General features: G+C 71.4%; 20 protein-coding genes. 8 read left to right on the top strand and 12 right to left on the bottom strand.

The window, feature by feature from the left end; genetic code table 11:
* The first annotated feature begins 98 nt into the window (after positions 1-98).
* Both ACWIGU_RS07045 and ACWIGU_RS07040 read left to right on the top strand, forming a co-directional pair.
* Positions 99-3,332: a carboxyl transferase domain-containing protein gene (locus ACWIGU_RS07045; RefSeq protein ID WP_454398242.1), complete on the top strand. Its 3,234-nt coding sequence runs from the start codon at positions 99-101 to the stop codon at positions 3,330-3,332.
* 57 nt (positions 3,333-3,389) lie between these two features.
* Positions 3,390-5,087 (top strand): AMP-binding protein, encoded by a 1,698-nt coding sequence (locus ACWIGU_RS07040; RefSeq protein ID WP_454398240.1) that lies wholly within the window; start codon positions 3,390-3,392, stop codon positions 5,085-5,087.
* A gap of 20 nt (positions 5,088-5,107) precedes the next feature.
* Here ACWIGU_RS07040 and ACWIGU_RS07035 read toward each other — a convergent pair whose 3' ends face one another.
* From ACWIGU_RS07035 to ACWIGU_RS07020, 4 genes are all read right to left on the bottom strand, one after another.
* Positions 5,108-5,740: a TetR family transcriptional regulator gene (locus ACWIGU_RS07035; RefSeq protein WP_454398238.1), complete on the bottom strand. Its 633-nt coding sequence runs from the start codon at positions 5,738-5,740 to the stop codon at positions 5,108-5,110.
* 99 nt (positions 5,741-5,839) lie between these two features.
* Complete coding sequence (locus ACWIGU_RS07030; protein ID WP_454398236.1) at positions 5,840-6,352, bottom strand: DinB family protein; 513 nt, start codon at positions 6,350-6,352, stop codon at positions 5,840-5,842.
* Between the two features lie 69 nt (positions 6,353-6,421).
* Positions 6,422-7,087: an SRPBCC family protein gene (locus ACWIGU_RS07025; protein ID WP_454398234.1), complete on the bottom strand. Its 666-nt coding sequence runs from the start codon at positions 7,085-7,087 to the stop codon at positions 6,422-6,424.
* Positions 7,088-7,377: 290 nt separating this feature from the next.
* Positions 7,378-9,060, bottom strand: a complete 1,683-nt coding sequence (locus ACWIGU_RS07020; RefSeq protein WP_454398232.1) for an AMP-binding protein — start codon at positions 9,058-9,060, stop codon at positions 7,378-7,380.
* 115 nt (positions 9,061-9,175) lie between these two features.
* Here ACWIGU_RS07020 and ACWIGU_RS07015 point away from each other — a divergent pair, with 115 nt between their 5' ends.
* Positions 9,176-9,787 (top strand): TetR/AcrR family transcriptional regulator, encoded by a 612-nt coding sequence (locus tag ACWIGU_RS07015; RefSeq protein ID WP_454398230.1) that lies wholly within the window; start codon positions 9,176-9,178, stop codon positions 9,785-9,787.
* Between the two features lie 13 nt (positions 9,788-9,800).
* On the opposite strand, the gene ACWIGU_RS07010 is transcribed toward ACWIGU_RS07015, so the two are convergent.
* The 4 genes from ACWIGU_RS07010 to ACWIGU_RS06995 all read right to left on the bottom strand — a co-directional run bounded on the left by ACWIGU_RS07010 (position 9,801) and on the right by ACWIGU_RS06995 (position 13,762).
* Positions 9,801-11,105 carry a hypothetical protein gene (locus ACWIGU_RS07010; protein WP_454398228.1) on the bottom strand — a complete coding sequence of 435 codons (1,305 nt, stop codon included), beginning with the start codon at positions 11,103-11,105 and terminating at the stop codon, positions 9,801-9,803.
* Positions 11,106-11,185: 80 nt separating this feature from the next.
* On the bottom strand, positions 11,186-13,009 hold the full coding sequence (locus ACWIGU_RS07005; RefSeq protein ID WP_454398226.1) for an alkyl/aryl-sulfatase: 1,824 nt from the start codon (positions 13,007-13,009) through the stop codon (positions 11,186-11,188).
* 21 nt (positions 13,010-13,030) lie between these two features.
* Positions 13,031-13,177 carry a hypothetical protein gene (locus tag ACWIGU_RS07000; protein ID WP_454398224.1) on the bottom strand — a complete coding sequence of 49 codons (147 nt, stop codon included), beginning with the start codon at positions 13,175-13,177 and terminating at the stop codon, positions 13,031-13,033.
* Positions 13,178-13,378: 201 nt separating this feature from the next.
* Positions 13,379-13,762 (bottom strand): DUF488 domain-containing protein, encoded by a 384-nt coding sequence (locus ACWIGU_RS06995; protein ID WP_454398223.1) that lies wholly within the window; start codon positions 13,760-13,762, stop codon positions 13,379-13,381.
* 137 nt (positions 13,763-13,899) lie between these two features.
* On the opposite strand from ACWIGU_RS06995, the gene ACWIGU_RS06990 reads away from it, so the two are divergent.
* Entirely contained in the window at positions 13,900-14,532 is a 633-nt protein-coding gene (locus tag ACWIGU_RS06990; protein ID WP_454398221.1) for an HdeD family acid-resistance protein, read from the top strand.
* Between the two features lie 83 nt (positions 14,533-14,615).
* On the opposite strand, the gene ACWIGU_RS06985 is transcribed toward ACWIGU_RS06990, so the two are convergent.
* A complete protein-coding gene (locus tag ACWIGU_RS06985; RefSeq protein WP_454398624.1) occupies positions 14,616-15,707 on the bottom strand; it encodes a hypothetical protein in 1,092 nt (363 codons plus the stop codon).
* A 190-nt stretch (positions 15,708-15,897) separates the two neighbouring features.
* Complete coding sequence (locus ACWIGU_RS06980) at positions 15,898-16,785, bottom strand: GNAT family N-acetyltransferase (protein ID WP_454398219.1); 888 nt, start codon at positions 16,783-16,785, stop codon at positions 15,898-15,900.
* Positions 16,786-16,979: 194 nt separating this feature from the next.
* On the opposite strand from ACWIGU_RS06980, the gene ACWIGU_RS06975 reads away from it, so the two are divergent.
* Positions 16,980-18,170, top strand: coding sequence for an acyl-CoA dehydrogenase family protein (locus tag ACWIGU_RS06975; protein WP_454398217.1), 1,191 nt, complete (start codon positions 16,980-16,982; stop codon positions 18,168-18,170).
* 34 nt (positions 18,171-18,204) lie between these two features.
* Here the strand turns inward: ACWIGU_RS06975 and ACWIGU_RS06970 are convergent, their stop codons facing one another.
* Positions 18,205-18,903, bottom strand: a complete 699-nt coding sequence (locus ACWIGU_RS06970) for an SDR family oxidoreductase (protein ID WP_454398215.1) — start codon at positions 18,901-18,903, stop codon at positions 18,205-18,207.
* Between the two features lie 135 nt (positions 18,904-19,038).
* Positions 19,039-20,502, bottom strand: a complete 1,464-nt coding sequence (gene mptB, locus ACWIGU_RS06965) for a polyprenol phosphomannose-dependent alpha 1,6 mannosyltransferase MptB (protein ID WP_454398213.1) — start codon at positions 20,500-20,502, stop codon at positions 19,039-19,041.
* Between the two features lie 232 nt (positions 20,503-20,734).
* Between mptB and ACWIGU_RS06960 the strand changes: the two genes are divergently transcribed.
* The 3 genes from ACWIGU_RS06960 (at position 20,735) to ACWIGU_RS06950 (ending at position 25,508) form a co-directional block, all read left to right on the top strand.
* Positions 20,735-22,219, top strand: coding sequence for an MFS transporter (locus ACWIGU_RS06960; RefSeq protein WP_454398211.1), 1,485 nt, complete (start codon positions 20,735-20,737; stop codon positions 22,217-22,219).
* Positions 22,220-22,323: 104 nt separating this feature from the next.
* Positions 22,324-23,277, top strand: coding sequence for an oxygenase MpaB family protein (locus ACWIGU_RS06955; protein ID WP_454398209.1), 954 nt, complete (start codon positions 22,324-22,326; stop codon positions 23,275-23,277).
* Entirely contained in the window at positions 23,250-25,508 is a 2,259-nt protein-coding gene (locus tag ACWIGU_RS06950; protein ID WP_454398208.1) for a tetratricopeptide repeat protein, read from the top strand. Before ACWIGU_RS06955 ends, ACWIGU_RS06950 begins: the two co-directional genes overlap by 28 nt.
* Positions 25,509-25,582: the final 74 nt, after the last annotated feature.

Below are 25,582 nucleotides of genomic sequence, written 5' to 3'. Positions count from 1 at the left end.
ACAGCTCAAGCAGTCACGTACAGCCCGAGGCACTCGCTACAGCCCGAAGCCGTCATGTACAGAAGGCCCGCGTGCCGGGCCCGTGGAGGGGACGTCCGATGACAGGTGTGCTGATCGCCAACCGGGGCGAGATCGCCGTCCGGATCCACCGCGCGGCGTCGGCGCTCGGCCTGCGGACCGTGGCGGTGCACTCCGCGGACGACCGCTCGGCGGCCCATGTGCGCCTCGCCGACGAGGCCCACCTGCTCAAGGGCCAAGGCGTGGCCGCCTATCTCGACGCGCGTCAGATCGTCGAGATCGCCGGGCGCGCGGGATGCGACCTGGTCCACCCCGGCTACGGGTTCCTCAGCGAGAACGCCGGCTTCGCGAAGGCGTGTGCCGAGGAGGGGCTGACCTTCGTGGGACCCACCCCCGAACTCCTCGCTCTCTTCGGCGACAAGGCGAGCGCACGAGAGCTCGCCGTGCGGCACGGCGTCCCCGTCCTCGCGGCCACCGGCGCCCCGACCTCACTCGCGCAGGCCACGGATTTCCACGCCGGCGTGCGCGGCGGCGTCATGGTGAAGGCGGTCGCCGGGGGAGGCGGCCGCGGCATGCGCGCGGTGCACGACGCGTCGGACCTCGCCCCGGCGTACGAGCGCTGCCGCTCCGAAGCCGAGCGCGCCTTCGGCAACGGCGACGTGTACGTCGAGCAGCTCCTGCCCCGCGCCAAGCACGTCGAGATCCAGGTCGTCGGGGACGGCACCGGACAGGTGACCCACCTGTGGGAACGGGAGTGCTCGGTCCAGCGCCGCAACCAGAAGCTGATCGAGGTCGCGCCCAGCCCGTGGCTCCCCGCGCGCACGCGTGACCTGCTGATCGAGGCCGCGGTCACGATGGCTTCGGCGACCCGGTATCTCGGCCTCGGGACCTTCGAGTTCCTCGTCGACGCGGACGACCCGGACGCCTACTACTTCATCGAGACCAATCCGCGCCTCCAGGTCGAGCACACCATCACCGAGGAACTCACCGGCGTAGACCTGGTGGCCACCCAACTGCACCTCGCCCAGGGCAGGTCGCTGGCCGAACTCGGCCTCCTCCAGAAGGACATCCCGCAGCCGCGCGGCTTCGCGATCCAGACGCGCGTCAACCTCGAAGAGCTGTCCGCGGACGGCACGGCCCGCGCCTCGCAGGGCACGCTGACCGCCTTCGAGGCACCCGGCGGCCCCGGCGTGCGCGTGGACACCCACGGCCGCGCGGGCCTGGAGATCAAGGGCTCGTACGACTCCCTCGTCGCCAAGGTGATCACGCGGACGCTCCGGGGCGACTTCGCCGACGCGGCGGGGCGGGCGGCCGGGGCACTCGCCGAGTTCACGCTGTGCGGGGTGCCCTCGAACATCCCGCTGCTGCGCGCCGTCCTGCGCCACGAGGCCTTCCGGGACGGCACGGTGACGACCGCCTTCGTCAACGAACACCTCGACAAGCTCGTACCAGGCGCCACCCCCTCCCAGGAGAGCCACGGCTCGGTCCTCACCGCCCTCTCCGCGGGCAGTGTCGTCGACGTCTGTGTGGAGTCCGGCGCCGAGGTGGCGGCCGGTGCGCCACTCGTCGTCCTCGAGGCGATGAAGATGGAACACGTCCTGACCGCCCCCCGCGGCGGAATCGTGCGCGAGGTCCGCGCGAGCGTCGGGGACGTCGTCCCGGCCGGTGCCGAACTCGTCGTCTTCGCACCTTCACAGGGCGAGGACAGCGCCGACGAGGCGGCGACCGACGTCGATCTCGACGCGATCAGGCCGGACCTCGCCGAGGTCGTCGAGCGCCACCGCGCCGGCCTCGACGAGGCCAGGCCCCAGGCCGTCGAACGCCGCAGGCGCACCGGCCACCGCACCGCACGCGAGAACCTCGCCGACCTCTGCGACCCGGGCAGCTTCACCGAGTACGGCGCCCTGGCCATCGCCGCGCAGCGCCGCCGCAGGACCCTCGACGACCTGATCGCCAACACACCCGCCGACGGGATCGTCACCGGCGTCGCCCGGGTCAACGGCGTCCAGTTCGGCGACCGGCGGAGCCAGTGCGCCGTCCTCGCGTACGACTACACCGTCCTCGCCGGCACGCAGGGGATGCTCAACCACAAGAAGACCGACCGCATGCTCGAACTCGCCGAGCGGCAGCAGATCCCGGTCGTGCTCTTCGCCGAGGGCGGCGGCGGACGCCCCGGCGACACCGACATGATGGCCGTCGCCGGACTCGACGTCCCCACCTTCGCCACCCTGGCCAGGCTCAGCGGGCAGGTACCGACGGTCGGCATCGTCGCCGGCCGCTGCTTCGCGGGCAACGCCGCGCTCCTCGGCTGCTGCGACGTCGTCATCGCGACCCCCGACGCCACGGTCGGCATGAGCGGCCCCGCGATGATCGAGGCGGGCGGCCTCGGGCAGTTCCTGCCCGAGGAGGTCGGACCGATGCCGGTCCAGGTACCGAACGGCGTCGTCGACATCCTGGTCGACGACGAGGCCGGGGCCGTGGCGGTCGCCAAGCAGTATCTCTCCTATTTCCAGGGCGACTTGAGCGACTGGGACTGCGCGGACCAGCGCCTCCTGCGCCACGTCGTCCCCGAGAACCGGCTGCGCGCGTACGACGTACGTGAGGCGGTCACCCTCCTCGCCGACACCGGCTCGGTCCTGGAACTGCGCCGCGAGTTCGGCGTCGGCGTCATCACCGCGCTCGTACGGGTCGAGGGACGGCCGATGGGCCTGGTCGCCAACAACCCTCAGTACCTCGGCGGCGCCATCGACAGCGACGCCGCCGACAAGATGGCACGCTTCCTGCAACTCTGCGACGCCCACGACCTGCCCGTGGTCACCCTGTGCGACACCCCGGGGTTCATGGTCGGCCCGGACGCCGAGAAGACCGCGACCGTACGGCACTTCAGCCGGCTCTTCGTCGCGGGAGCCCATCTCGGCGTCCCCGTCTTCTCCGCCGTGCTGCGCAAGGGCTACGGTCTCGGGGCGATGGCGATGACCGGCGGCGGCTTCCGCGCCCCCTCGGCGATGGTCTCCTGGCCCACCGGCGAGATCGGCCCGATGGGCCTGGAAGGCGCCGTCCGGCTCGGCTACCGCCGCGAACTCGAAGCCATCGCCGACCCGCGGGAGCGACAGGCCACGTACGAGGCCCTGCTCGCGGAGCAGTACGAGCAGGGCAAGGCGCTCAACGCGGGGACGACCTTCGAGGTCGACGACGTGATCGACCCGGCCGACACCCGCCGCTGGATCACCACGACGTTCGCCCAGCACCCCACGCATCCGCACCCGCGTACGCCCCAGGGGCACCCTAGTGGTCGATTCATCGACACGTGGTGACGCCGGTGCGGTGAAGGCCCAGGTAGGTCAGGTCGGGACAACAAACCGAGGAGCCGCATGAAGATCGAGGAGTACCTGGAGGATCTGCGTGCCCGTCAGGCCCGCGTCCGCCCGCACGGCACACCGTCCGACGTCGTGTACCCGCTCGGCGAGATCTCCGTGCCGGATCATGTGGCGCACTGGGCGCGGCTGCGCCCCGACCGTGCCGCGGTCGTCTTCGAGGGCCGCACCGTCACCTACCGCGAACTCGACGAGCTGAGCCGCCGGGTGGCGGGACGGCTCGCCTCCGAGGGCGTCGGCGCGGGCGACCGGGTCGCCGTCCACCTGCCCAACTGCCCCCAGTTCCTGGTCGCCTTCCTCGCCGTGCTGCGCCTCGGCGCGGTGCACGTGCCGGTCAACCCGATGTTCCAGGGCGCCGAGCTCGCCTACGAACTCGAGGACTGCGGCGCCGAGACCGTCGTCACCCTGGACACCTCGCTCCCGCTGCTCGCCTCCGTACGCCGGCAGACAGCCGTACGACGGGTGTTCGTCACCTCGCTCACCGAGATGGCCGACGCCGCGACCGCCCCGGACACCGTGGCGATCGAAGGGCTCGCGGTCCACACGTGGGCGCAGGCCGTGGCGCACGAGCCGGTCGACGGCGCCCCCGCCGACCTCGACGCCCTGGCAGCGCTGAACTACACCGGCGGCACGTCCGGGCTTCCCAAGGGCTGCATGCACACCCAGCGGCACATGATCTACACCATCGCCACCAGCGCCGCGGCCACCCGCCAGACGGCCGACGGCGAGGTGGTGGTCCTGTGCTACATCCCCGTCTTCTGGATCGCGGGCGAGGATCTGGGCATCCTCAACCCCCTGATGCTGGGCGGCACTTCGGTCCTCATGCCCCGCTGGGACCCGGCGCGCGTCCTGCGGGCGATCGACGCGCACAAGGTCACCACGATGGTCGGCACCGTGGAGAACTACCTCGAACTTCTCGACCGGCCCGACTTCGCCTCGTACGACCTGAGTTCCCTCGTCGACCCCCTCTGCACCTCGTTCATCCGCAAGCTCGACGTCGGCGTCCGGCGGCGCTGGGAAACGGCCGCGGGAGCGCACTCGGTCCTGCGCGAGGCCGCGTACGGGATGACCGAGACACACACCATCGACGTGACGCCCTACGGGTTCCAGGGCGGGGACGAGGATCTGCACGCCGAACCCGTCTTCTGCGGACTGCCCATGCCCGGCACGGACATCGCCGTGGTGTCTCCCGTCACCGGTGAACCGCTGCCGCTCGGCGAGGCGGGCGAGATCGTCGTCCGCAGCCCCTCGGTGACGACCGGCTACTGGAACAACCCGGACGCCACGGCGCGGCAACTGCGCGACGGCTGGCTGCACACGGGCGACAACGGGCGGATCAATGAGGACGGTTGCCTGCACTACCTCGGCCGCGACAAGGACCTCATCAAGGTGAAGGGCATGAGCGTCTTCCCCGCGGAGGTCGAGATGCTGCTCTGCCGCCACCCCGACGTACACACCGCCGCCGTGGTCCCCGCCGTCGACCCGACGAAGGGGCAGATCCCGGTGGCCTTCGTGACGCTCCGTCAAAAGGGCGCGGTGGAAGCCTCGGTGCTACGGGACTGGGCCCGCGAGAGCATGGCGTCCTACAAGGTTCCCCTCGTGGAGATAGTCGACGAGATGCCGATGACGACGACCATGAAGATCCGGAAGGTGGATCTGACGGCCCGCGCGCAGCAGCTCGCCGACGGCCGGTGAAGGCCGTGCTGGCGCGCGCCTCAGCTCTTCGGCATGAGCGTGTGCAGCAGGTCGACGCACTGCTGGAGGTCCGGCTCGGGCGAGGCGTGGTCGCCGGCCGCGCCCAGTGACCACTGCTCCAGGGCGGTGCGGGTCACGGCGAGCGCGATGCCCGTGAGAAGGCGGGGCCGGGGGTCGGCCCGAGGGGCGGCCATCCGCTCGGCCACCGCCTCCCTCACCTGTTCCTCGAAGGCGTCGAACCGCGCGTGCAGAGCCGCCCGCAGCTCCGGGTGCCGGTCGGCGATCCGGAAGGTGGCCTGGACGAGTTCACGGTCGGGCACGACGTCGTCCGTGATGTGCGCGGACAGGACGTCGAGCAGTTCGGTGAGCGTGGCCCGCGGAGCCGGGTCGCCGTGCGTGAGGCGCAGGCGGAGCGCGTCCGGCAGAGGCGGCGGGCTGATGGTGAGCGCGGATTCCTTGCTCGGGAAGTAGTTGAAGAACGTGCGCGGGGAGATCCCGGCGGCGGCACTGATCATGTCGACCGTCACCCCGGCCAGGCCGTGCCCCTCGACGAGCCGTACCGCGGCCGCGTGGATCGCGTGCTCGGTCTCGCGGCGGCGCCTCGCGCGAAGGCCCTCGCCTGCAGCGGACGACGTACGGGCCGGACTGGGCATGGAGACAGTCTCGCAGGTCGTACCACGCGCTCGTACCGGGCCCGGCAGGCCGTGAGTGCCCCGGGGTCGGAACCGGGGCACAAGCGGGTGGGAACCGGGTCAGAAGTAGCCCCTCTCGCCGTCGAGAAGCTCACGGATCGCGTCGAGGTGACCGGCGTGCCGGGCCGTCTCCTCGATCATGTGCAGGAGGATCCACCGCAGATTCGCGGCCCCCGCGCGGAAGTCGGGGTGCCGGCCCGCCTGGTCGAGGGAGTGCGCTGCGGTGATCTCGTTCGACTTGGCGTACTGGCGCGCGTACTCGCCGAGGAGCTGGGCGAGGGGGACGTCGTCGACCATCATGTCGGCGTCCTCGGGCCCGTCGTCGAACTGGGGGCCCTCAGCCGCGCCGCCCATCAGCATGACCTCGAACCAGCAGTGCTCGACCCACCGCAGATGCGACACGACCCCCGCCAGGGTCATGGCGGGGGACGCGGGGAGGACGGCGCGATGGGCGTCCTTCTCGGACACGCCCTGGCACTTCCACTCGACGATGGCGCGCTGCATGTCCAGCCAGGCGACCAACTGCGTTCGCTCGTCGGCGTCGTAGGGAGGGCGTGTACGAGGAAGAGTCATGGGCGGGGACGCTACTGGCCGCCTTGCGCCTGGTGCACGGGAATTTCCCGTGGGCGGATCGGGGCCGCCTCATGCCGCGGGGCGCGTCGTGCGTTTCTTGGCGGCCGGGACCGAGGCGGGGCGAGGCTCGGGAGGCTGCTCGGGGTGGGGCCCGGACGGGACCTGGGGCCGCGCTTCGGGGCGGACCTGCGGGCCCGGCTGCGGGAGGGCCGCAGGGGCGGCCGTGGGCTCGGCGGCGGGGGTGAACGCCGGCCCGGGCAGGCGCACCCGTCGCGGGGCGGCTATGACGTGGCAGTGCGGGGCGCCGAGGCGCTCGCCGAGCCGGCGCACGTCCCTCGGCAGGTCGCGCCGCCAGGCCATGGCGACCACGGGCGCGAGCAGTGTGAGGCCGCCCGCGAGACGGGACTGCACCGTGAGGCGCAGGAGGGTGCCGCGGCGGCGCGGGGAGAGGGTGAAGGAGTACACCGGTGTCTGGGCGCCGAGCAGGTTCCACATCCGGTCGCCACGGAAGACGAGGTGTTCGCCCGGGACGTACGCCACGCACTGGAGCAGCTGGTCCCGGTGGCGCCCCGGAAAGCGGTACACATGAGCCACGCCCGGACCTGCGGGCTCTGCGCTCTCGGCGACGGTGTCGACCCCCGAGAACCAGAGTTCGAGATTCCGTGCGTCGGAGAGGAAGTCGTACACCTCAGTGACGGATCGGCCTATGTGGACGTCCACGGAAATCTCCGGCATCACGCACCTCCCCGGCGCCCGTCCGGTCGTCGGCGCGGTTGCCGACGGGTACGCACCCCACGGGCTCTACCTTCCAAACGTGCGTGCGGATCGGCTCCACGACATCTCGGGTTAGCCCGAACGGGTGATGGAGCATGCGCGTTCGGTGGTCGCCTGCCCGGAACGCGGCCTGTCATGCGGCTCGGGGCGGACGGTGGTGTAAAGGGGGTGCGGGGGAGGTGTGAGGGGGCGGGGCCGGGTCGCCACCGATCGGGGGGCCCGGTGCCGAGCGTGTTGAACGTTCGTTAAATCTACGGCTGGTGTGCCCGTCGCAGCTCCGCCTTGAGGACCTTCCCCGCGGCCGAGGTGGGCAGTGCCTCCAGGAATCGCACCTCACGCACCCGCTGGTACGGCGCGACGCGGGCGGCCACGTGCGCCATCAGCTCCTCCGCGAGCGCCGGGCCGGGTGCCGGCGAGGCATCCGGGCGTGCCACGACGTACGCCGCCGGTATCTCGCCCGCGTCCGCCGCGGGCACCCCGATCACCGAGACCTGCGCGACCGCCGGATGCCCGCTGAGGATCTCCTCGAGCTGGCCGGGATAGACGTTGTAACCCTTGTAGATGAGCATGTCCTTGGCGCGGCCCACGATGTAGACGTGACCGCGCTCGTCGCACCGCGCAAGGTCGCCCGTGCGCAGCCAGCCGTCGACGAACTGCTCTGCCGTCAGCTCGGGATGGCCGAGGTAGCCCGCCGTGATCTGCGGGCCGCGGGCCCACAGCTCGCCCGTCTCGCCGTCGGGCACACAGCTCCCGGTCTGCACGAGGTCGCGGATCTCGACCTCGGTGTCGAACACAGGCAGGCCGACCGATCCGATCGGCACCGGGTCGTCGGGGTCGACGATTCCCGACGTGACGCCCATGGTGGCCTCGGTCAGCCCGTACCCCTCCACGACGCACGCCCGCGGGAACAGTGTCCCCAGGGCGCGAAGTGTCGTCGTGTCGATGGGCGCCGCCCCCGAGTTGACCACGCGGACCGCGGGGAGCGCACGGCCCTGTGCGGCGGGGGCGGCGAGCAGGGCGTGGAAGAGCGCGGGGGACCCGGCGATCTGGGTGGCTCCGAACTTCTCGGCCAGTTCGAGGAACCGCTCGGGGTCGAAACGTCCGGCGAGGACGCTCGTCAGCCCGGCGAGCACGCCGATCGACTGGCCGACCAGGCCCATGGCGTGGAAGAACGGCGCGACGGCGACCGAGACGCCCTGCCCCGGAGGGTTGGTGTACTCGGTGGCGGCCTCGGGAACCGGGTCGAGGAAGACGCCCCCGTCGGGGTCCACCGCGGGCACGGCGGCCGCGCGCCAGCAGGTGAACTGGAGGCAGTTCGCCACGACCTGGCGGTGCAGCACCTGGACCGCCTTCGAACGCCCCGTCGTGCCGCCCGTGAAGGACAGGTGGGCGACCGCGTCGGGGGTGACGCGTGGGCCGGGCTCGGGGGCCGCCGCGAGCAGGTCGGCGAGCGGCACCGTGCCGTCGAGGTGTGCCGGATCGCCGGGGGAGACGGCCGACGGTGGTACGAGGGCCAGCAGTTCGAGCCCCTCCGTTCCGGCCGCGAGGAGCGCCGGTGCCGTCGCCGGATGCGTCACGGCCGCCCGGGCCCCCGCCTCGTCGAGCTGCGTGCGCAGGGCCGCCGGGGGCAGGGTCGGGTTGATGGGTGCCACGATCGCGCCGGCCAGCAGGATCCCGTAGTAAGTGACAGGGAACCAGAGGGAGTTGGGCTGGTGCACTGCGACCACATCGCCCTCGGCGATGCCGCGTTCGCGCAGGCCCCTCGCGAAGCGGAGCGCCTGTTCGTGGAGTTCCGTGAAGGTCAGCGTGTCGTCGCCGTCGCGCAGGGCGACGCGGTCGGGGTATCTCCTGGCCGAGCCGGCGAGGATGTCCCCGACGGACGCCTCGGGGTAGGAGAGGCGGGCCGGCATGCCCTTCGGGTGGCGACGGATCACGCGGCAACTCCCTTGTCGACGAGCGCGACGGGCGTGCAGTCAGAACATTCGTTAAGCTACGGTCCCCGTCGGCACGTGTCCAGACGCCGGGACAGGAGCAGGAGATCGGAGAGCTGTGTCCACGCGACCCACAGGCCACAAGGCCATCGTCGATGCTGCCCGGCAGGAGTTCTCCGAGCGCGGCTACGGAGCCACCTCGATCCGCGACATCGCCCAGCGCGCCGGGGTGAGCCTGTCGGCCCTGTACTACTACTACAAGGGCAAGCAGGACTTGCTGGTCGCCATCCTCGACGACGGTCTCGACGCCTACTTCAGCACGTGCGACGAGGCGTTGGAGGCGGCGGGCGACGACCCGGCCGAACAACTGGAGGCGCTCGTCGCGGCGACCGTACGGTTCCGTACGGAACACCCCGTGAAGAGCAGCATCGTGCTGACCGAGGGGCGCAGCCTGGAGCCCGAGCACCTGGCGCGCTACCGGAAGAACGAGGCGCGCGGCAGCGGGCAGTTCCGTGACGTCGTCGAGCTGGGCGTGGCGCAGGGCATCTTCCTCACCCCCTACCCGGACGACGCCCGGCGCGCGGTGATCGCCATGTGCAACGCCATCGGGGAGTGGTACCAGTCCGAAGGACCCGTATCCGTGGACGAGTTGGTGGAGCGGTACGTGGCCCTGGCGCTGACCGTGGTCGAGTACCGCCCGCGCGCGGTACGCCGACCCGCGCGCGCCTGACATCGAAGCCGCGTCACGCCGCAGGGGCGGCCGTCACATGCGGCGATCCGTCGTCGTCCAGGAACTCGATCACCGCGAGAGCGATGAGCGCGCAGAGAGCGATCCACACGATCACGACGCCCGTCGGACGGTCCCACACCAGCATGATCACGGCCGACACGGCGACGACCGTCCAGTTGAGCCACGTCTTCGCCCGGTGCACCCACGCGCCCACCGGCCCGCCGGTGAGGCCCGCCGCGTCGCGCACCGCGCCGATGCCGCCGCGCCACATGGCCTTGACCCGGGTCGCCGCACGGCCGTCACCGCTCAGCCAGGCCGCGAGCGCCACCACGATGCCGACGGTGATCAGCATGCGCACCGTCGTCCGCAGGAACCGCACGAGCGCGTCGTAAACGGCGCCGGCGGCCGGCTGCGACACCTCGGAGGGCAGCCCGTCGAGATAGAACGCGCGGAAGACCCACAGACCGATGCCGAGGATCGCGCCGCCCACCGCGATCGCGATCCCGGCCGCCACCAGCGCGCGCCGCCTGCGGACGGCCAGGAGGACGGCGCAGGCGGCGAGGACCAGGGTGATGACGGGCAGCCAGACCCCCATGAGCTGGAGCAGCCGGAAGCCCTTCTTGATCTTGCCGATGGAGTCGGACGTCATGACCGTGAAGTCGGTGTGCACGTCGGGGATCTTTGAGGCGACCCCGAGGCCGCGGTCGACGAGCCGCTTCTTCGCCTCGTCGATGACGGGCGCCAGGTCGATCGTCACCGCGTCGTTCGTGAGCTTGACGGCGCCGCCGCCGCTGCCGGTCAGCGCCTTGTCGACCGCCGTGTGCGCGCGCCGGTTGAGGCCGGTCCACAGCTTCTTGAACGAGTCGCTCGACACGAATTTCTGGACGGTGTCGTGCACAAAGCCGCTCAGTCCGCTGGTGAGCGGGGCGCTCAGCGTGCCCAGCGCCTTTTCGAGCCTCGGCCGGTCGGCGGGCGCCACGTCGCTGAGGAGCGCCTTGAGATCGATGTTCTCCATGACGACGTTCGTGACACGGTTCGTGACGGCCGCCTGGACATCGGGATCGGAAGCGAGCGGCTCCACGGTCGCCACATAGCGATCGGTGTCGCCGACGATGTCGCTGGCCCATGTCGCGACCGCGCTGAGCGGCGTCAGGATCGCCACGAGGACGATCAGGAGGCCGGCGAAGAACGAGCGCAGATGGTGCCGGGGCCGGGGCCGCGCCGGCCCCGCGGACTCCAACTGGGCGACTCGGGCACGCAGCTCGGCGATGTCGTCGCTCGCGCCCGACGGGGGACGGTCCTCACGGTCCGGTGTCATGTACTCATGGGATGCCACGCGGTGGTGGAGGGCGCGCTGTGTTAGTGCGTACGGGCGGCCGTCGTACCCCGTCACCGTCGTCACGGAGTGACGATCGCGAAGTCCGGATCGTTCTCGTCGAGGACCGAGAGCAGGGTGTCGAGGGCGCCCAGGTGGCCCGAGTGATAGACGCCGTGGAGACCCTTCCCTGCCAGCAGGGTGAGGAGTTGGGGCTTCGTCAGCGTGAGGGAGAGGTCTGCGCTGTCGGCGGGCCGGGTCGTACGGGTGTGGACCAGGACGCCGTTGTGCAGCGTCATGCGGTACATCTCGCCCAGGTCCGACAGATGCCAGTGCAGGGTGAGCGAGTGGTCCCATGCCCTGGGCCCGTCGACCCGGACCGCGAGCGAGTCGAAGAGCTGCTCGATGTTCAGCGCGTCGTCCATGCTGCCGCCGCCGATGCTGGTCGCCTTGATCTCGCCGCGCAGTTCCTGGGCGCCGGTGAGGTAGCAGTTGCGCCAGGTCGCGCACTCCGCGCCGTGCGCGAGCCGCTCGAAGGTCTTTGCGAGCAGCTCCTTGGCGTCGGCGCTGTCCGGCGCGGCGAACACGGCGTGCCTCAGGAGCTGGGCGGCGAACCGCAGATCGCCCTCCTCCAGGTACGTACGCGCCTTGCCGAGCACCGCTTCGAGCCCGCCCATGCAGTCGACGTAGCGCTCGGCGGTCTCGGTGGGCGGGTGCTCCCACAAGGAAGCGGGATTGCCGTCGTACCAGCCCATGTAACGCTGGTAGACGGCCTTCACGTTGTGGCTGACGGAGCCGTAGTAGCCGCGCGCGTGCCAGGCCGCGGAGAGCGCGGGCGGCAGCTCGATCAGCTCGGCGATCTCCGCCCCCGTGTACCCCTTGTTGAGCAGCCGCAGCGTCTGGTCGTGCAGATACGCGTACAGGTCGCGCTGCTCGGCGAGGAACGACCTGATGCGGTCCGAGCCCCAGGTCGGCCAGTGGTGCGAGGCGAACAGGACGTCCGCGTCGTGGCCGAAGAGCTCGATGGCCTCATTGAGGTAGCGGGCCCAGATCCGGGCGTCGCGGACCACCGCGCCGCGCAGGGTCAGGATGTTGTGCAGGTTGTGCGTGGCGTTCTCGGCCATACACAGGGCGCGCCGCTGCGGCAGCAGGAAGTTCATCTCCGACGGCGCCTCGGTGCCCGGCGTCATCTGGAAGCGGAACACGACGCCGTCGAGGGTCAGTTCCTGTCCCGTGTGCCGGACCTCGACCGTGGGCGCCACCAGCCCCGCGGTGCCGGTGGAGGCGGTGAAGCCGAGCCCCATGCCCACGAGACCCTCGGGCCCGCGCTCCAGGTTGGCGCCCGAGTAGTAGGTGCCGCGGCGCAGCATCGCCGCGCCCGCGTACACATTCTCGGCGACGGCGTGCTCCATGAAGCCCTGCGGGGCGATCACGGGTACGTCGTCGTCGGCTCCGATGACGCCGAGCACGCCGCCGAAGTGGTCGAGGTGGGAGTGGGTGAACACGACGGCGGCGACGGGCCGTTCGCCGCGCTGCGACCGGTAGAGCTCCAGCGCGGCTGCCGCCGTCTCCGCGGAGGCGAGCGGGTCGACGACCACGACGCCGTGACGGCCCTCGATCAGCGTCATGTTGGAGAGGTCGAACCCGCGTACCTGGAAGACGCCCTCGGTCACCTCGAACAGGCCCGCCCGGGCGCACAGTTGGGCCTGGCGCCACAGGTTCGGGTGCGCGGTGTCGGGACAGTCCTCGTCGAGGAACGCCGTGTCGGCGAAGTTCCACACGACGCGCCCGTCCTCGGCCGTGACCGTCGAGGAGAGCGGCGGAGAGACGAGGCCCCGGTCCGCCTCCTCGAAGTCGGACCGGTCGGCGAAGTCGGGGGCGGAGTCGGGGGTGTCGGAGGTGGTCACTTCGGTCTCCCAGGGATGGTGTCAGCGGCGCGCTTCAGTGCCGTACGCGCGCAGGAACCGTGCCACCACCTGCGCCATGTGCTCGGTCTCGGAGGGGTCCACGCTCTCGTCGGCCCGCGGACTCGCCACCGACGCGGTCGCCATCAGCCCCGGCGTCGCGCACTTCACGGCGGCGCCGTGACCGGTGCCGCCGTCCTCGTCCGCGGTCCCGGTTCGTCGGACGGGACGTCCATGGTGGTCATGCGGGCCCTCCCAGGTCGCGTCGTTGCACAAAATTGGCATAGCTTGTGCCGGTTCGCACCTGCTGTCGGGCCGGGCCCGTACGCACGAGGGGTGCGACGGGACCCGATCCGCGCCGTCCCCGGAGGGTCAGCTCTCGGTCAGGTGCCGCACCAGCACCGGCACATGGCTGTGCTCGATGTCCTTGACCGAGGTGACCAGCGTGACCGTCCCCGTACGGGCCAGCGCGCGCAGCTTGTCCGTCAGCTCCACGCGGTCCGGCTCCGCGAGCTCGTCGCGGTAGCGGCGCTCGAACTCAGGGAAGCGGGACGCGCGGTCCTCGTGGTACCAGGAGCGCAGCGCGGAGGACGGCGTCAGGTCCTTCATCCACTCCTGGACGTCGGCCCGCTCCTTGGAGACGCCGCGCGGCCACAGGCGGTCCACCAGGACCCGGGTTCCGTCGTCCGCCGACGGCGGATCGTAGACCCGGCGGACGCGGAAGTGCGGTTCGGAGCTCTTGGAGCGTTCTGTCATGGCCCAATTGTGCGGAGTTTGCGGGCTTCGTGTCCGCGCTCGTCCGCCGCTCCGGTGACGGCCCCCGGATGCCGCAGGCGTACGTCGTTCGCCTCACCCGAGTGGCGGGCGCGCCGACGCCGTGTGAACAGTCGGACATGACCCACGCACCGCACGAACCCCGAACCCCGGCGGCCGAAGAGATCCGCGAAGAGCGCACTTCCCCACCCGAGGGCCCCCTCGGGCGCCTGGCCCAATCCGCATGGCAAGTAGTGCTCCTGGCCGGCATAGCCGCCCTGATCCTGGGCGTACTGGTCCTGGTCTGGCCCGGGGCGTCCCTGTTCGCCGCCGGAGTGCTCTTCGGCGTGTATCTCCTGGTCACCGGCGTCTTCCAGCTGGTGGCCGCGTTCGGCACGCATGTCACCACCGGGCTGCGCGTGATGGCCTTCATCAGCGGCGCGCTGTCGATCCTGCTCGGCCTGTTCTGCTTCCGCGGGGCGACGCAGTCGATCCTGCTGCTCGCGCTGTGGATCGGTATCGGCTGGCTGTTCCGCGGCATCACCCAGACCGTCGCGGCCATCTCCGACGAGGCGATGCCGGCGCGCGGCTGGCAGATCTTCCTCGGCGTCGTGAGCGCGCTGGCCGGTGTGGTCCTGATCGTCTCGCCGTTCCAGTCCGTCGCCGTACTCACCCTGGTCGGCGGCTGCTGGCTGCTGGCGGTCGGCGTCGTGGAGATCATCACGGCCTTCCAGCTGCGGAGCAAGGCGAAGCGGATTCCGCAGGGGGTGTGACGGGGGTCCTGAGGACCGATACGCGCGCGCCGGGCGCCCGCATCGGGACGCCCGGCGCGACGGCTCCGGTCTGTCGGTGACGCTCAGACCGCGACCGTCTCCTCCATCTCTTCCTCTGCCGCCTCTTCCTGTGCTGCCTCCGTGGAGCGGGCAGGCGCCGAAGTCACGCTGTGCGCGGCATGCTGCCGGGCCTCGGCCTCGGCCTCGGCCTCGACGGCACCGCGCCGCCGCTCCGTGAGCGCGGCAAGCCCCGTCACGGCAAGGCCGACGACGAGCCAGACGGCCAGCGACCACACGTGCCTGGCCAGGTCGTGGCTGCCGAAGTAGAGCAGGCTGCGCGAGCCCTCGACAAAGCCGGCGCCGTTCCAGAAGGCGTGCAGGGTGCCGAAGAAGCCGTTCTGCAGCTCGGGCCGGTAGAGGCCGCCGGAGCTGGTGAAGTTCAGCATCACGAACAACACCATGAGCGCGAGCGTCGTCCACCGCTTCAGGAACGTGTGCAGACCCACGCCGATGAAGAGAATGCCCGCTGAGTAGAGCCAGGACATGGCCCACATGCCCCACAGGTCGTGGTGGGCCAGGTGGAACACGGGTCCCGCGAGAGCCGCGCCGATGAGGCTGACCACGCCGGACACACCGACCACGAGCGCGGCCCGCGTCCGCATCGACAGGGCGGAACCCGCCGCGCCGACCACGGCCACCGACGCGTACGAGCCGATGCTCAGCGCCACCAGGAGGAAGAACAGGCCCTGGCCCGTCGGGTCGTCCGAGACCGTCGGGGTCACGTCCGTCACCTTGAGCGGCACGCCCTGCTGCGTGGCGACGGGGGTGAAGATCTTCTCGGCGGTGATCGCGCTCATGTCGGACCCGGCGGTGGCGACGAGCAGCTCGGGGGACTTCGCGCTCAGGACGTACGCGCCGTCGATGTCACGGGACCGAAGCTGCTCCACGGCCGCCGGGCGGCTGTCTAGCGTACGGACGTCGAGCGCGTCGCCGGCCTTGTCCTTCACCGTCTGGGCGAAGACCTTCGCCTCGGGCCCCGCCCCGACGACCGCCACCGGCAGATGGTGCGGCTCGGGCGCGACGAAGGCCCCCATGTACGCGAGCCCCATGCCCAGGCACATCAGGAGCGGGGTGATGAGGTGGGTCAGGACATGGCGCAGCGCCGGATTCCGCACGCCGTGCACGGCGCCCGCGGACTCGGAGCGGTGTGCCTTGTGATCGGCGGGCATGGGCAGGACCTCCAGCTGAGTGGGTTGGTGATTACAACCTTTCACGTTGTACTCTACAACTATCTCGGCGGTATGGGGTACGGGGGAGGGTGTGACGGTGGCCACCGCGGCCCCGCGGCGGCCACCGCGCGTGGCTTCAGCCCTGCTGGAGCTCGAGCTGGTACTCGTACGTCCGGTGCGTCGGCACGTAGCCGAGTGCGTCGTTCACGGCGCGCATGTGCGTGTTGCTGTCGGCGGTGTCCGTGAGCAGGCCCCCGAGCTCCGGGTGGCGGCCGCGGGCGCGGAGAACGGCCTCGGCCTTCATCCAGCGCGCGAGGCCGTGCCCGCGGTGCTCGGGCAGCACGCCCGTGCCGTAGTGCTGTCCGTCGCCCGTGCCGTCGCCGGGGACGACGAGCTCGGTGAACCCCACCACGGTGCCGTCGGAGGCGACCGCCGCGACCGTGTCGAGGTGTTCGCCGCGCCGCTCGATCGCCTTGGCGACCGCGCGGACGCGGTCCACGTCCCACGCGACCGTCCCGTAGTCGGTGTCGTCCATGGGCATGTCGTCCATGGCGCGACGCGACGCGGCGAACGTCGCGGCCAGGTGGTCGGGAACCGTCCCTTCCCAGGAGACGAGCCGGTATCCGGGGTGCTCCGCGCGCGCCGTCCGGGTGAGGGCCGGGACGTCCGCGTCCGCGAGCGGGAGTCGCGCGTACGTCAGGTTCAGCACCCGGCGGAACCCTCGCGCGGCCAGGAACAGGTCCGCGGGTGAGCCGTCGTCGGCCGCGGCGGTGAGCGAACGCCGCCCGTCGTCCTTGGCGGCCGCCACCGCCGCGTCGAGGAGGCGGGTGCCGGCGCCGCGACGCCGTTCCGCGGGATGGACCTGGAGGTCCAGCTGGGCGAGATGCCGCTGCCCGTCCCGGTCGATGAGCCGCAGGAACGCGGACCCGACGGGGTTCCCGTCGGCGTCGGCAGCCAGCCAGGCGAGGCGGCGGGCGTCCGGACCGCCGGCCGGATCGGTCAGCGGGGTGAGGTGCAGCGACAAGAGGGCTCCTTGTACGGAGAGTTGGGGCGCGGCCGAACCTAATCGCGTGGGCGCGAGCCCCGCAAAGGAATTGACCAGCACGGGCTCGGCGCCGGAACCGTCCGCCCGCGCCCATTCCTTATTTCTGAAACGAGTTCTACTGTGTGCGCCGTCAGGACCGGGACCCGGTGTACCAGCGACCGTCAGGAGGGGCCGTGCACCTCGAATACACGCCCGAGCAACAGCAGTTGCGCGCGGAGCTGCGCGCCTACTTCGCGGAGCTGGTGCCCGACAACGCGTACGCCCGCTACGAGGACCCGGCCGCGCAGAAGCGGTTCTACCGCGAGACGGTGCGCCGGCTCGGCACCGACGGGTGGCTTGGCGTCGGGTGGCCGAAGGAGTACGGCGGGCGCGGCCTGACGCCCATGGAACAGTTCATCTTCTTCGACGAGGCCGCCCAGGCGGGCGTGCCCCTGCCGCTCATGGCGCTCAACACCGTCGGCCCCACGATCATGCAGTACGGCAGCGACGAGCAGAAGGCGTACTTCCTGCCGAGGATCCTCTCCGGAGAACTCGACTTCGCCATCGGCTACAGCGAGCCCGACGCGGGCACCGACCTCGCCGCGCTCAAGACGCGGGCGGTGCGCGACGGGGACGAGCTCACCGGCCACTACACGGTGAACGGGCAGAAGATCTGGACGACCAACGGCGACACGGCCGACTGGGTGTGGCTCGCCGTGCGCACCGACCCGGACGCCCCGCCGCACAAGGGCATCACCATGCTCCTGGTGCCGACGTCGGACCCCGGCTACTCCTGCACCGTCATCAACACCCTTGCCTCGCACGACACCACGGCCAGCTACTACGAGAACATCCGCGTTCCCGCCAGCCGCCGCGTCGGTGAGGAGAACAAGGGCTGGCGGCTCATCACGAACCAGCTCAACCACGAGCGCGTGACGCTCGCCGCCCACGGCACCATGGCGATCCGCGCGCTGCGCGACGTCCAGCGCTGGGCCATGGACACCAAACTCGCCGACGGGCGCCGCGTCATCGACCTCGGCTGGGTGCGCAAGCGCCTCGCCCAGACGCACACCCGGCTCGACGCGATGAAACTCCTCAACTGGCAGATGGTGAACGCCGTCCAGGAAGGCAGCCTCACCCCGCAGGACGCCTCCGCCGTAAAGGTGTACGGCTCCGAGGCACGCCGCGAGGCGTATGCCTGGCTGATGGAGGTCGTCGCCGCGGCGGGAGCGCTCAAGGAGGGCTCGGCGGGCGCAGTCCTGCACGGCGAACTCGAACGCGGCTACCGATCAGCCGTGATCTTCACGTTCGGCGGCGGCAACAACGAGATCCAGCGCGAGATCATCTCCTGGATAGGCCTGGGCATGCCCCGCGTCCGCCGCTGAGGCGCCATTTCGTCCCGTCGTTGGGGGCGCGGGGTCAGCCGAGCTGCCCGGACGGCCGCATGGTGATGTGGTTGATGTCCACGCCCGCGGGCTGGTTGACGGTGAAGACGATCGTGTCCGCGATGTGCTCGGCGGTCATCGCCGGCGCCGCCTCGGGAGTGCCGCCGCGCTGGTCCCAGAACGGGGTGTCCACCACTCCGGGGGCGATGACGGTCACGCCGACCCCGTCCTTGCCGACCAGCAGCCGGGTGTTCTCGGTCAGCGCGTGCGCGGCCCACTTGGTGACCGAGTACAGGTTGCCGGGCGTGTTGCGCACCCCGGCGACCGAACCGATGATCACGATCCGGCCCTTGGACTCCCTCAGGTGCGGCAGGGTCTCCCGCACCAGCAGGGCCGGGCCCAGGACATTGGTGAGGACCATGGCGCGCATGTCCTCGGGGGCATGGCTCTCCAGGTTGCCGGGCAGCGAGAAACCCGCGTTGGCGATGACGTTGTCCAGCCGGCCCCACGCGTCCACCACGTGGCGCACGGCGGAGACGACGTCGTGTTCGTCGCTGGTGTCGCCCGTGATCGTCAGCAGCCGCTCGCCCGCCGCGGCCGAAGCGGCGAAGGCAGCGAGCTTGTCCGCGTCACGTCCGGTGACGGCCACGCGGTGGCCCTGCTTCAGCAGGGCGCGAGCGGTGGCGGCGCCGATTCCGGTCGAGCCACCGGTGATCAGCGTGACGGGTTCCATGAGACGGCCTCCTGAGTGGTGTGGTCATCAGTGGTGTGGTCATCGGGGATCCGACAGGATCCTGGACGTCGTTGAACGCGAGGTGGCGCGTGAGGCCGACCGGCTCCGGGCCCCCGGAACGCCCGCACTACAACTTCAGGGAAACCGCAACGGTGCCTCGCCGTAACTGGGCCGGGGAGAAGGCTGGAGCCCTGCGTCACGCTCTCGTTGAGACGTCCACGCCACCCACAGCAGGATCGCCAAGCCCCCTAGGACAACGCCGACCACATCCGTGACGGTGGGTCCCCGGCCCGACGGCATCACCATGAGAACCAGAACGACGACCGCTGTCTTGATCCGGGTGTCCGCCAGCGCGCCCCATGCGACCGTGGCCAGGGGCACCGCCCCCCACAGCAGGTACCAGCCCTGCACGGCGGGAGCGCACACCACCAGGGCCAACAGTCCCAGGGCCGCCGCGCGTTCGGCGCCGAGGCGAGGAGCGCGCGCCAGGAAGTACAGGGCCCCGCAGAGCCCAGCCAAGGTCCCGAGCGTACGCATCACCGTCACCGGGTCCGGTGTGGTGACCCAGCCGGCTTCGGTCCCGATCCAGCGCAGCAGCCGGCCGACGTCCGTGGTCACCGACATCGGCGTGTACGAGTGGGTCGGTGTGCGGATCGTGTCGAGCCAGCCCCAGCCCAGCCCGCAGAGCGACACCGTCAGTACCAGCGTCCCGACGGCCGCGAGGAGGATCCCCGCCGCGCGGCCCAGACGTCGCCACCAGCCCGTCTGTCCGGCGACCGCCACCAGGCCGGCGCACCCCAGGGCCACCGCGGCCGGGGCCTTCACCAACGCGGCGCACGTCAGCACCACAACGCCCAGCACCCATCGTCCGGACCGGCACGCCACAAGACCGGCCATCATCAAGCCGAGCATCAGCGCCTCGTTGTGCGCCCCGCCCACCAGGTGGGCCAGCACCAGCGGATTCAGCGGTGCCGCCCACCAGGCTCCTGAGCCGTCGCCGCCCGACCGCGTCGCGAGCCACTGAACCGACCAGGCCAGCAGGGCGAGCCCGGCGAGCGCGGCCACCCGATGGAGCACGACGGCGGCGACCACATGGTGTTCGCCGGTCACGAAGACCACGGCCCGGCTCACCAGAACGGACAGGGGTCCGTACGGAGCCGGGGAGTCCTGCCACACCTCCGGGACGTTCGCGGCGAGCGGCCCGCCGAGCGCGGAGGGGCCCATCTCGTAGACGTTCCAGGAGCGCCCGGCCAGTGCGCCCTGGGCCACGTAGCTGTAGATGTCCATGCTGAACAGCGACGGCGCCGGAAGCAGAGGCAGCGCCCAGCCGCCCAGCGTGAGCCACTGCCGCCGTCTGCTCATCACCGCACCGGCCCGCAGCAGCGTGCCCAACTGCCACCAGGACCAGAGCAGCAGACCGAGTCCCGCGTACGCCGCCGTCGCGCCGATCAGCGCGAGAGCGGGTCCCGGGGTTCCCCAGATCCCGTCCGGTACACCCCGCGGCAGCGCGCCGGCGCCCCAGGCACCTGATGAGAGCAGCACAGAACCCCACATGCCGCGCTGTGCCCAGACCCGAATACCGCTATCCGCCGCTCTCATTCGCACGAAGGTAGAGCGCTTTCCGGATCGCCGCACCAGCTCTGCCCCAATGAACGGCAAACGCCGGGTGTCGCCTGTGTCCGTGGCCAGGATGGGTGCATGGTCACAGCTTGGATCATGTGCCGCTGCCGAGTCCACCGGGCGTGCCCACGATATGGACATGTGGAGGGGCGAATTCCGGACGGTGCATACGATCCGACGGTACGTCCTCGCACCACACCGGAAGGCGCTCGTGAGCTCCACATCCCCCCTGTCCACCAGCACATCTCCGGTGACGCCGGCGGGCACGGTGCTGATCCGCTCCGCGGCCGACGTCTCCGATCTCGTCAACTCGGGCACGGCGCGGGGCCGGCACGCCAAGATGATCGTGATCATCGCGCTCGGCGGCATCTTCCTCGACGCGTACGACCTGAGTTCCCTGGCCTACGGGCTGCCCGACATCACCCGGCAGTTCGGCCTCAGCTCCACCATGGCCGGCACGGTCACCGCCTCGATCAGCGTCGGTTCGCTCCTCGGCGCCCTCGTCGGCGGCTGGCTGGTCGACCGGATCGGCCGCTACCGCGTCTTCATGGCCAACATGCTCTTCTTCGTCGCCACCGCGCTGGTGTGCGCTCTCGCGCAGGACGTGTGGACGCTGATCGCCGCGCGCTTCGTGATGGGCATCGGCGTCGGCATGGACATCCCGGTCGCGATCGCGTTCCTCGCCGAGTTCTCCCGGCTGCACGGCAAGGGCAGCAAGGGCTCTCGCACGGCCGCCTGGTCACCCGCCTGGTACACCGCGACCAGCGGCTGCTACCTCGTGATCATGCTGCTGTACTTCGTCCTGCCGGACGCCCGGTTGGGCTGGCTGTGGCGGTTCACCGTCGGCTTCGGCGCGGTCCCCGCGCTGCTGGTACTGCTGCTGCGCCGGCGGTACATGAACGAGTCCCCGACCTGGGCCGCCGACCAGGGTGACCTGGAGGGCGCTGCGAAGATCCTGCGGCAGTCGTACGGCGTGGACGCGCGCGTCGCCGACGACGCGCCCAGGACGGCGCCCCGCCCGCCCCGCACCGGCCTCGGCGCGTACAAGCGGCTCTTCGCCCCGCCGTACCGCACGCGCACGATCCAGTCGGTGGCGGTCGGTCTTGCGGAGACCTTCGGCTACAACGCGGTCGCGTTCGGACTGCCGGTCATCATCGCCACGCTGATGACCCAGGGCCCGCTCACCACGATCGCGTCCTCCTTCGCCCTGAACCTCGTCTTCGCCCTGACCGGTGGGCTGCTCGGCATCCGCTGGGCGTCGACCCGCGGCGCCTGGCCGATGATGACGCTGGGCTTCGCGATCCAGTTCGCCGCCGTCACGGTGCTCGGCCTCATCGGGGATCCGTCCGGGACGGCCGTCGTGACGGCGGGCATCCTGATGCTCGGCGCGTTCATGTTCGCGCAGGGCTTCGGCCCCGGCGCGCACATCATGAGCTACGCCTCGCTGGGCTTCCCGACGTCGATGCGCGGCGTCAGCATCGGCTTCAACCAGGCCGTGCTGCGCCTGGGTTCGACCTTGACCCTCTTCTTCTTCCCCATCCTCAGCACCGGCCTCGGCACCCACGTCTACTGGGTCATCCTCGCCGCCCCCGTCCTCGGCCTGACGGCCCTGCTGGCGAAGCGCTGGGAGCCGATCGGCTTCGACGCGGACGCGGAGGTACGGAGCTGGTCCGGGTCGGCGGCGGTCAGGGCCTGAACCTCTGGGGCGGCCGTGTCAACTCACCGGTAGCGTTGTGCTGAAGCGCCGAGTGGAGATCCTTGATCGCGCTGGGACCGCTGATGCGAGGGAGAGGCGGCGACGTGGTGGGCACGACGGAAGAGGGGCGGGGTGATCCCGGGCTCTTCGGGCCCGGGTCGGTTACCTGGCAGGTGCACGCAGATCCGATGATGTGGGTCGCCGGTGTGCGCGCGCTCTACTTCCAGGCGCTCCTTCCGCGTGCCGTGCGGGGCGTCATGCAGAACTCGGACTTCCGCAAGGACGCCTGGGGGCGGCTGATGCGGACGGCCGGGTTCGTCGGTACGACCACGTACGGGACCACTGAGGCCGCCGAGCGTGCCGGTGCCCGCGTGCGGAAGATCCACAGTCATCTCAAGGTCACCGACCCCGATAGCGGTGAACGGTACGGCGTCGACGAGCCGGAGCTGCTCCTGTGGGTGCACTGCGCCGAGATCGACTCCTACCTCCATGTCGCGCGCCGCTCCGGGTTCCGGCTCACGGACGCGCAGGCCGACCAGTACATCAGCGAACACCGCACCAGCGCCCGGCTGGTGGGCCTCGACCCCGCCGACGTGCCCGGCGACCAAGCACAACTCGCCGCGTACTTCGAGTGGATGAGACCCCTGCTCGCCGCCGGGCCGGAGGCCCAGGACGTGGACGACTTCCTGCGCAGGCCGCCCGTCCACCCGCTGCTGGTCCCGGCGCGCGCGACGCTCTGGAGGCGCGTGTCGCATCTGGCGTACGCCTCTCTGCCGCCGTACGCCCACGAGTTGTACGGCAGGCCGGCCCCGGAACCGGCCGCCGTGACCCGAGGCCTGCGGTTCACCGGCACCGTCCTGCGCTGCGTTCCCGCACGTGTGCGCTGGCAACTCCCGCCGAAACACATCCTGCGCGCCATGTCACGACTCGGCCCCGGCAGCCGCCCGGCCCCGTACAAAATCGGGAGTCGGACGGCCATACTGGACAGGCCGGGGAGGGCGCAGCGAGGCGACGGGGGCGACAGCGCGAGATGCCGGAGTCGGGGGAGACCAGGCTGATCCAGGGCCGGTACCGGCTGCTCGATCTCATCGGGCGGGGCGGTATGGGCGAAGTGTGGCGCGCCAGGGACGAGTCGCTCGGGCGCAGAGTCGCGGTCAAGTGCCTCAAGCCGATGGGGCCGCAGCACGACCAGTCCTTCACCCGGGTCCTGCGGGAGCGCTTCCGCAGGGAGGCCCGGGTGGCGGCCGCCCTTCAGCATCGCGGGGTGACCGTCGTCCACGACTTCGGCGAGCACGAAGGCGTGCTGTACCTCGTGATGGAGCTGCTCGAGGGCAAGAACCTCAGCCAGCTCCTGGAGGACAACAAGCAGCACCCGTTACCCGTCGCCGACATCGTCGAGATCGCCGGGCAGGTCTCGGCCGCGCTCGCCTACACGCATGAACAGGGCATCGTCCACCGTGACTTGAAGCCCGCGAACATCATGCGGCTCGCCGACGGCACGGTGAAGATCTGCGACTTCGGCATCGCGCGCCTCGGCCACGACATCGGCTTCACCTCACGCCTCACCGGCACCGGCATCGCGATGGGCACCCCGCACTACATGTCGCCCGAGCAGATCGGCGGCGACCCTGTCGACCAGCGCAGTGACCTGTACTCGTTCGGCTGCGTGCTCTACGAGATCGCGACCGGAGCGCCGCCGTTCGACCTGGAGGACGCCTGGGCCGTCCTCGTCGGGCACCGCGACACCGTGCCCGAACCGCCCCGCACGCACCGGGCCGGGCTCCCCGGCTTCCTGGACCGGATCATCGTCGACCTCCTCGCGAAGGACCCGGACGAACGGCCCCGGGACGCCCGCGAACTGGCCCGGCGGATCGGTGACGGCCATTCCGCGTCCGGATATGCGCCGACGGTGGCCACCGCCCCGGTACGGCAGACGGCGGCCGAGCCGCAGCAGCCGCTGTCCCGTGAACCGCGGCTGCCGTCCTGGACGCGCGGCATGACGACGGGCCACAAGGCGGCCGGCCCACCCCTGCTGCGCGGCACGCCGCCCGACGCGGCCGCGGGCCTGGCCGGGGAGTGGATCGCGCGCCCCGAGTCGCGACGCGGGGAGCAGCCCGTCCGTACGGAACGCCCCACGCCGGCACCGGAGTTGGTCGCCCATCTCGCCGCCCGGCACAACGCGGGCCTGAGCCTCGGCCGGCTCGGGCGCTGGGAGGAGGCCGGTGAGGTCCACCGCGCCGTCGCGGCGGAGCGCGAGCACGCGCTCGGCCCCGACCACCCCGAGACGCTCGCCAGCCGCTACGAGGTCGCCTTCACGCTCAGCCGCACCGGCCGCCCCGCCGACGCCCTGCGCGAGTACCGCCGCGTCACCGAGGGGTGCGAGCGGGTCCTCGGCCCCGACCACCCCGAAACGCTCGGTTCCCGGCAGGAAATGGCGTACGTCCTGGGCCAGTTGGGACGCCACTTCGACGCGCACCAGGTGTACACGTCGGTGCTCGCGGCGCGTGAGCGGGCCATGGGCGCCGACCACCCGGACACCCTGCGCTGCCGCCACAACCTCGCGTACAACCTCAGCCGTCTCGGGCGACTCGAGGACTCGTACCGCATGGCGCGCGAGGTCGCCTCGGCGCGCGCCCGCGTCCTCGGCGCCGGCCATCCGGACACGCTCGTCACGCGCTACGAAGTCGCTTACGCACTGGGCCAGTTGGGGCGCTGGGCCGAGGCCCTGCGCACCTACCGGGAGGTGGCGGAGGCCCGCGGACAGGCGCTCGGCCCCGACCATCAGGACACGCTCGCCGCGCGCTACGAGGTAGGCATCAGCCTCGGCCGGCTCGGCCGCAGCGCCGAGGCCCTGGGCCTCTACCGCGACCTCATCGACGACCGTACGCGCGTCAGCGGCCCGGCCCATCCCGAGACCCTGCGCACCCGCCACGGCCTCGGCGTCAACCTGGGGCGGATGGGCCGCTGGGAGGAAGCGCTCGCCGAGGCCCGCGACGTCTGCGCGATCCGCGCCCGGGTCCTCGGTGCCGATCACCCGGACACGCTGGTCAGCCGGCGCGAGGTGGCCGTCGGTCTCGGCTGGCTCGGCAGGTGGTCCGACGCGCTCGCCGAGTACCGCCTGGTCGCCGCGGCCCGCGAACAGGTCCTCGGCGCCGACCACCCCGACACCCTCGCCAGCCGCAACGACGAGGCACACTGCCTGGAACAACTCGGCCGCGGCACGGAGGCGGTCGAGCTGTACCGCCGGGTGGCGGCGCTGCGCCAGCAGCGGGCGTCGGGGGGCCACTGAGGGGCTGCGTGCGGTCGGCTACGCGGGGTGTCTGCCTGGGAGTGGCGTCTGCGGTCGCCCGCCTCGGGTCGCCT

It is taken from the genome of Streptomyces sp. NPDC055400 (genome assembly GCF_053644375.1).
Note: the sequence above shows the minus strand (reverse complement) of the source record. Positions and strands in the feature narration are given on the sequence as shown.

Bases quoted from the DNA above. Each gene is read 5' to 3' on its own strand.
- ACWIGU_RS07030 (WP_454398236.1), bottom strand. From the start codon at position 6,352: ATGACTCTTCCTCGTACACGCCCTCCCTACGACGCCGACGAGCGAACG.
- ACWIGU_RS07010 (WP_454398228.1), bottom strand. From the start codon at position 11,105: ATGACACCGGACCGTGAGGACCGTCCCCCGTCGGGCGCGAGCGACGAC.
- ACWIGU_RS07025 (WP_454398234.1), bottom strand. From the start codon at position 7,087: ATGCCGGAGATTTCCGTGGACGTCCACATAGGCCGATCCGTCACTGAG.
- ACWIGU_RS07045 (WP_454398242.1), top strand. From the start codon at position 99: ATGACAGGTGTGCTGATCGCCAACCGGGGCGAGATCGCCGTCCGGATC.
- ACWIGU_RS06995 (WP_454398223.1), bottom strand. From the start codon at position 13,762: ATGACAGAACGCTCCAAGAGCTCCGAACCGCACTTCCGCGTCCGCCGG.
- ACWIGU_RS07035 (WP_454398238.1), bottom strand. From the start codon at position 5,740: ATGCCCAGTCCGGCCCGTACGTCGTCCGCTGCAGGCGAGGGCCTTCGC.
- mptB (WP_454398213.1), bottom strand. From the start codon at position 20,502: ATGAGAGCGGCGGATAGCGGTATTCGGGTCTGGGCACAGCGCGGCATG.
- ACWIGU_RS06970 (WP_454398215.1), bottom strand. From the start codon at position 18,903: ATGGAACCCGTCACGCTGATCACCGGTGGCTCGACCGGAATCGGCGCC.
- ACWIGU_RS06990 (WP_454398221.1), top strand. From the start codon at position 13,900: ATGACCCACGCACCGCACGAACCCCGAACCCCGGCGGCCGAAGAGATC.
- ACWIGU_RS06950 (WP_454398208.1), top strand. From the start codon at position 23,250: ATGCCGGAGTCGGGGGAGACCAGGCTGATCCAGGGCCGGTACCGGCTG.
- ACWIGU_RS07040 (WP_454398240.1), top strand. From the start codon at position 3,390: ATGAAGATCGAGGAGTACCTGGAGGATCTGCGTGCCCGTCAGGCCCGC.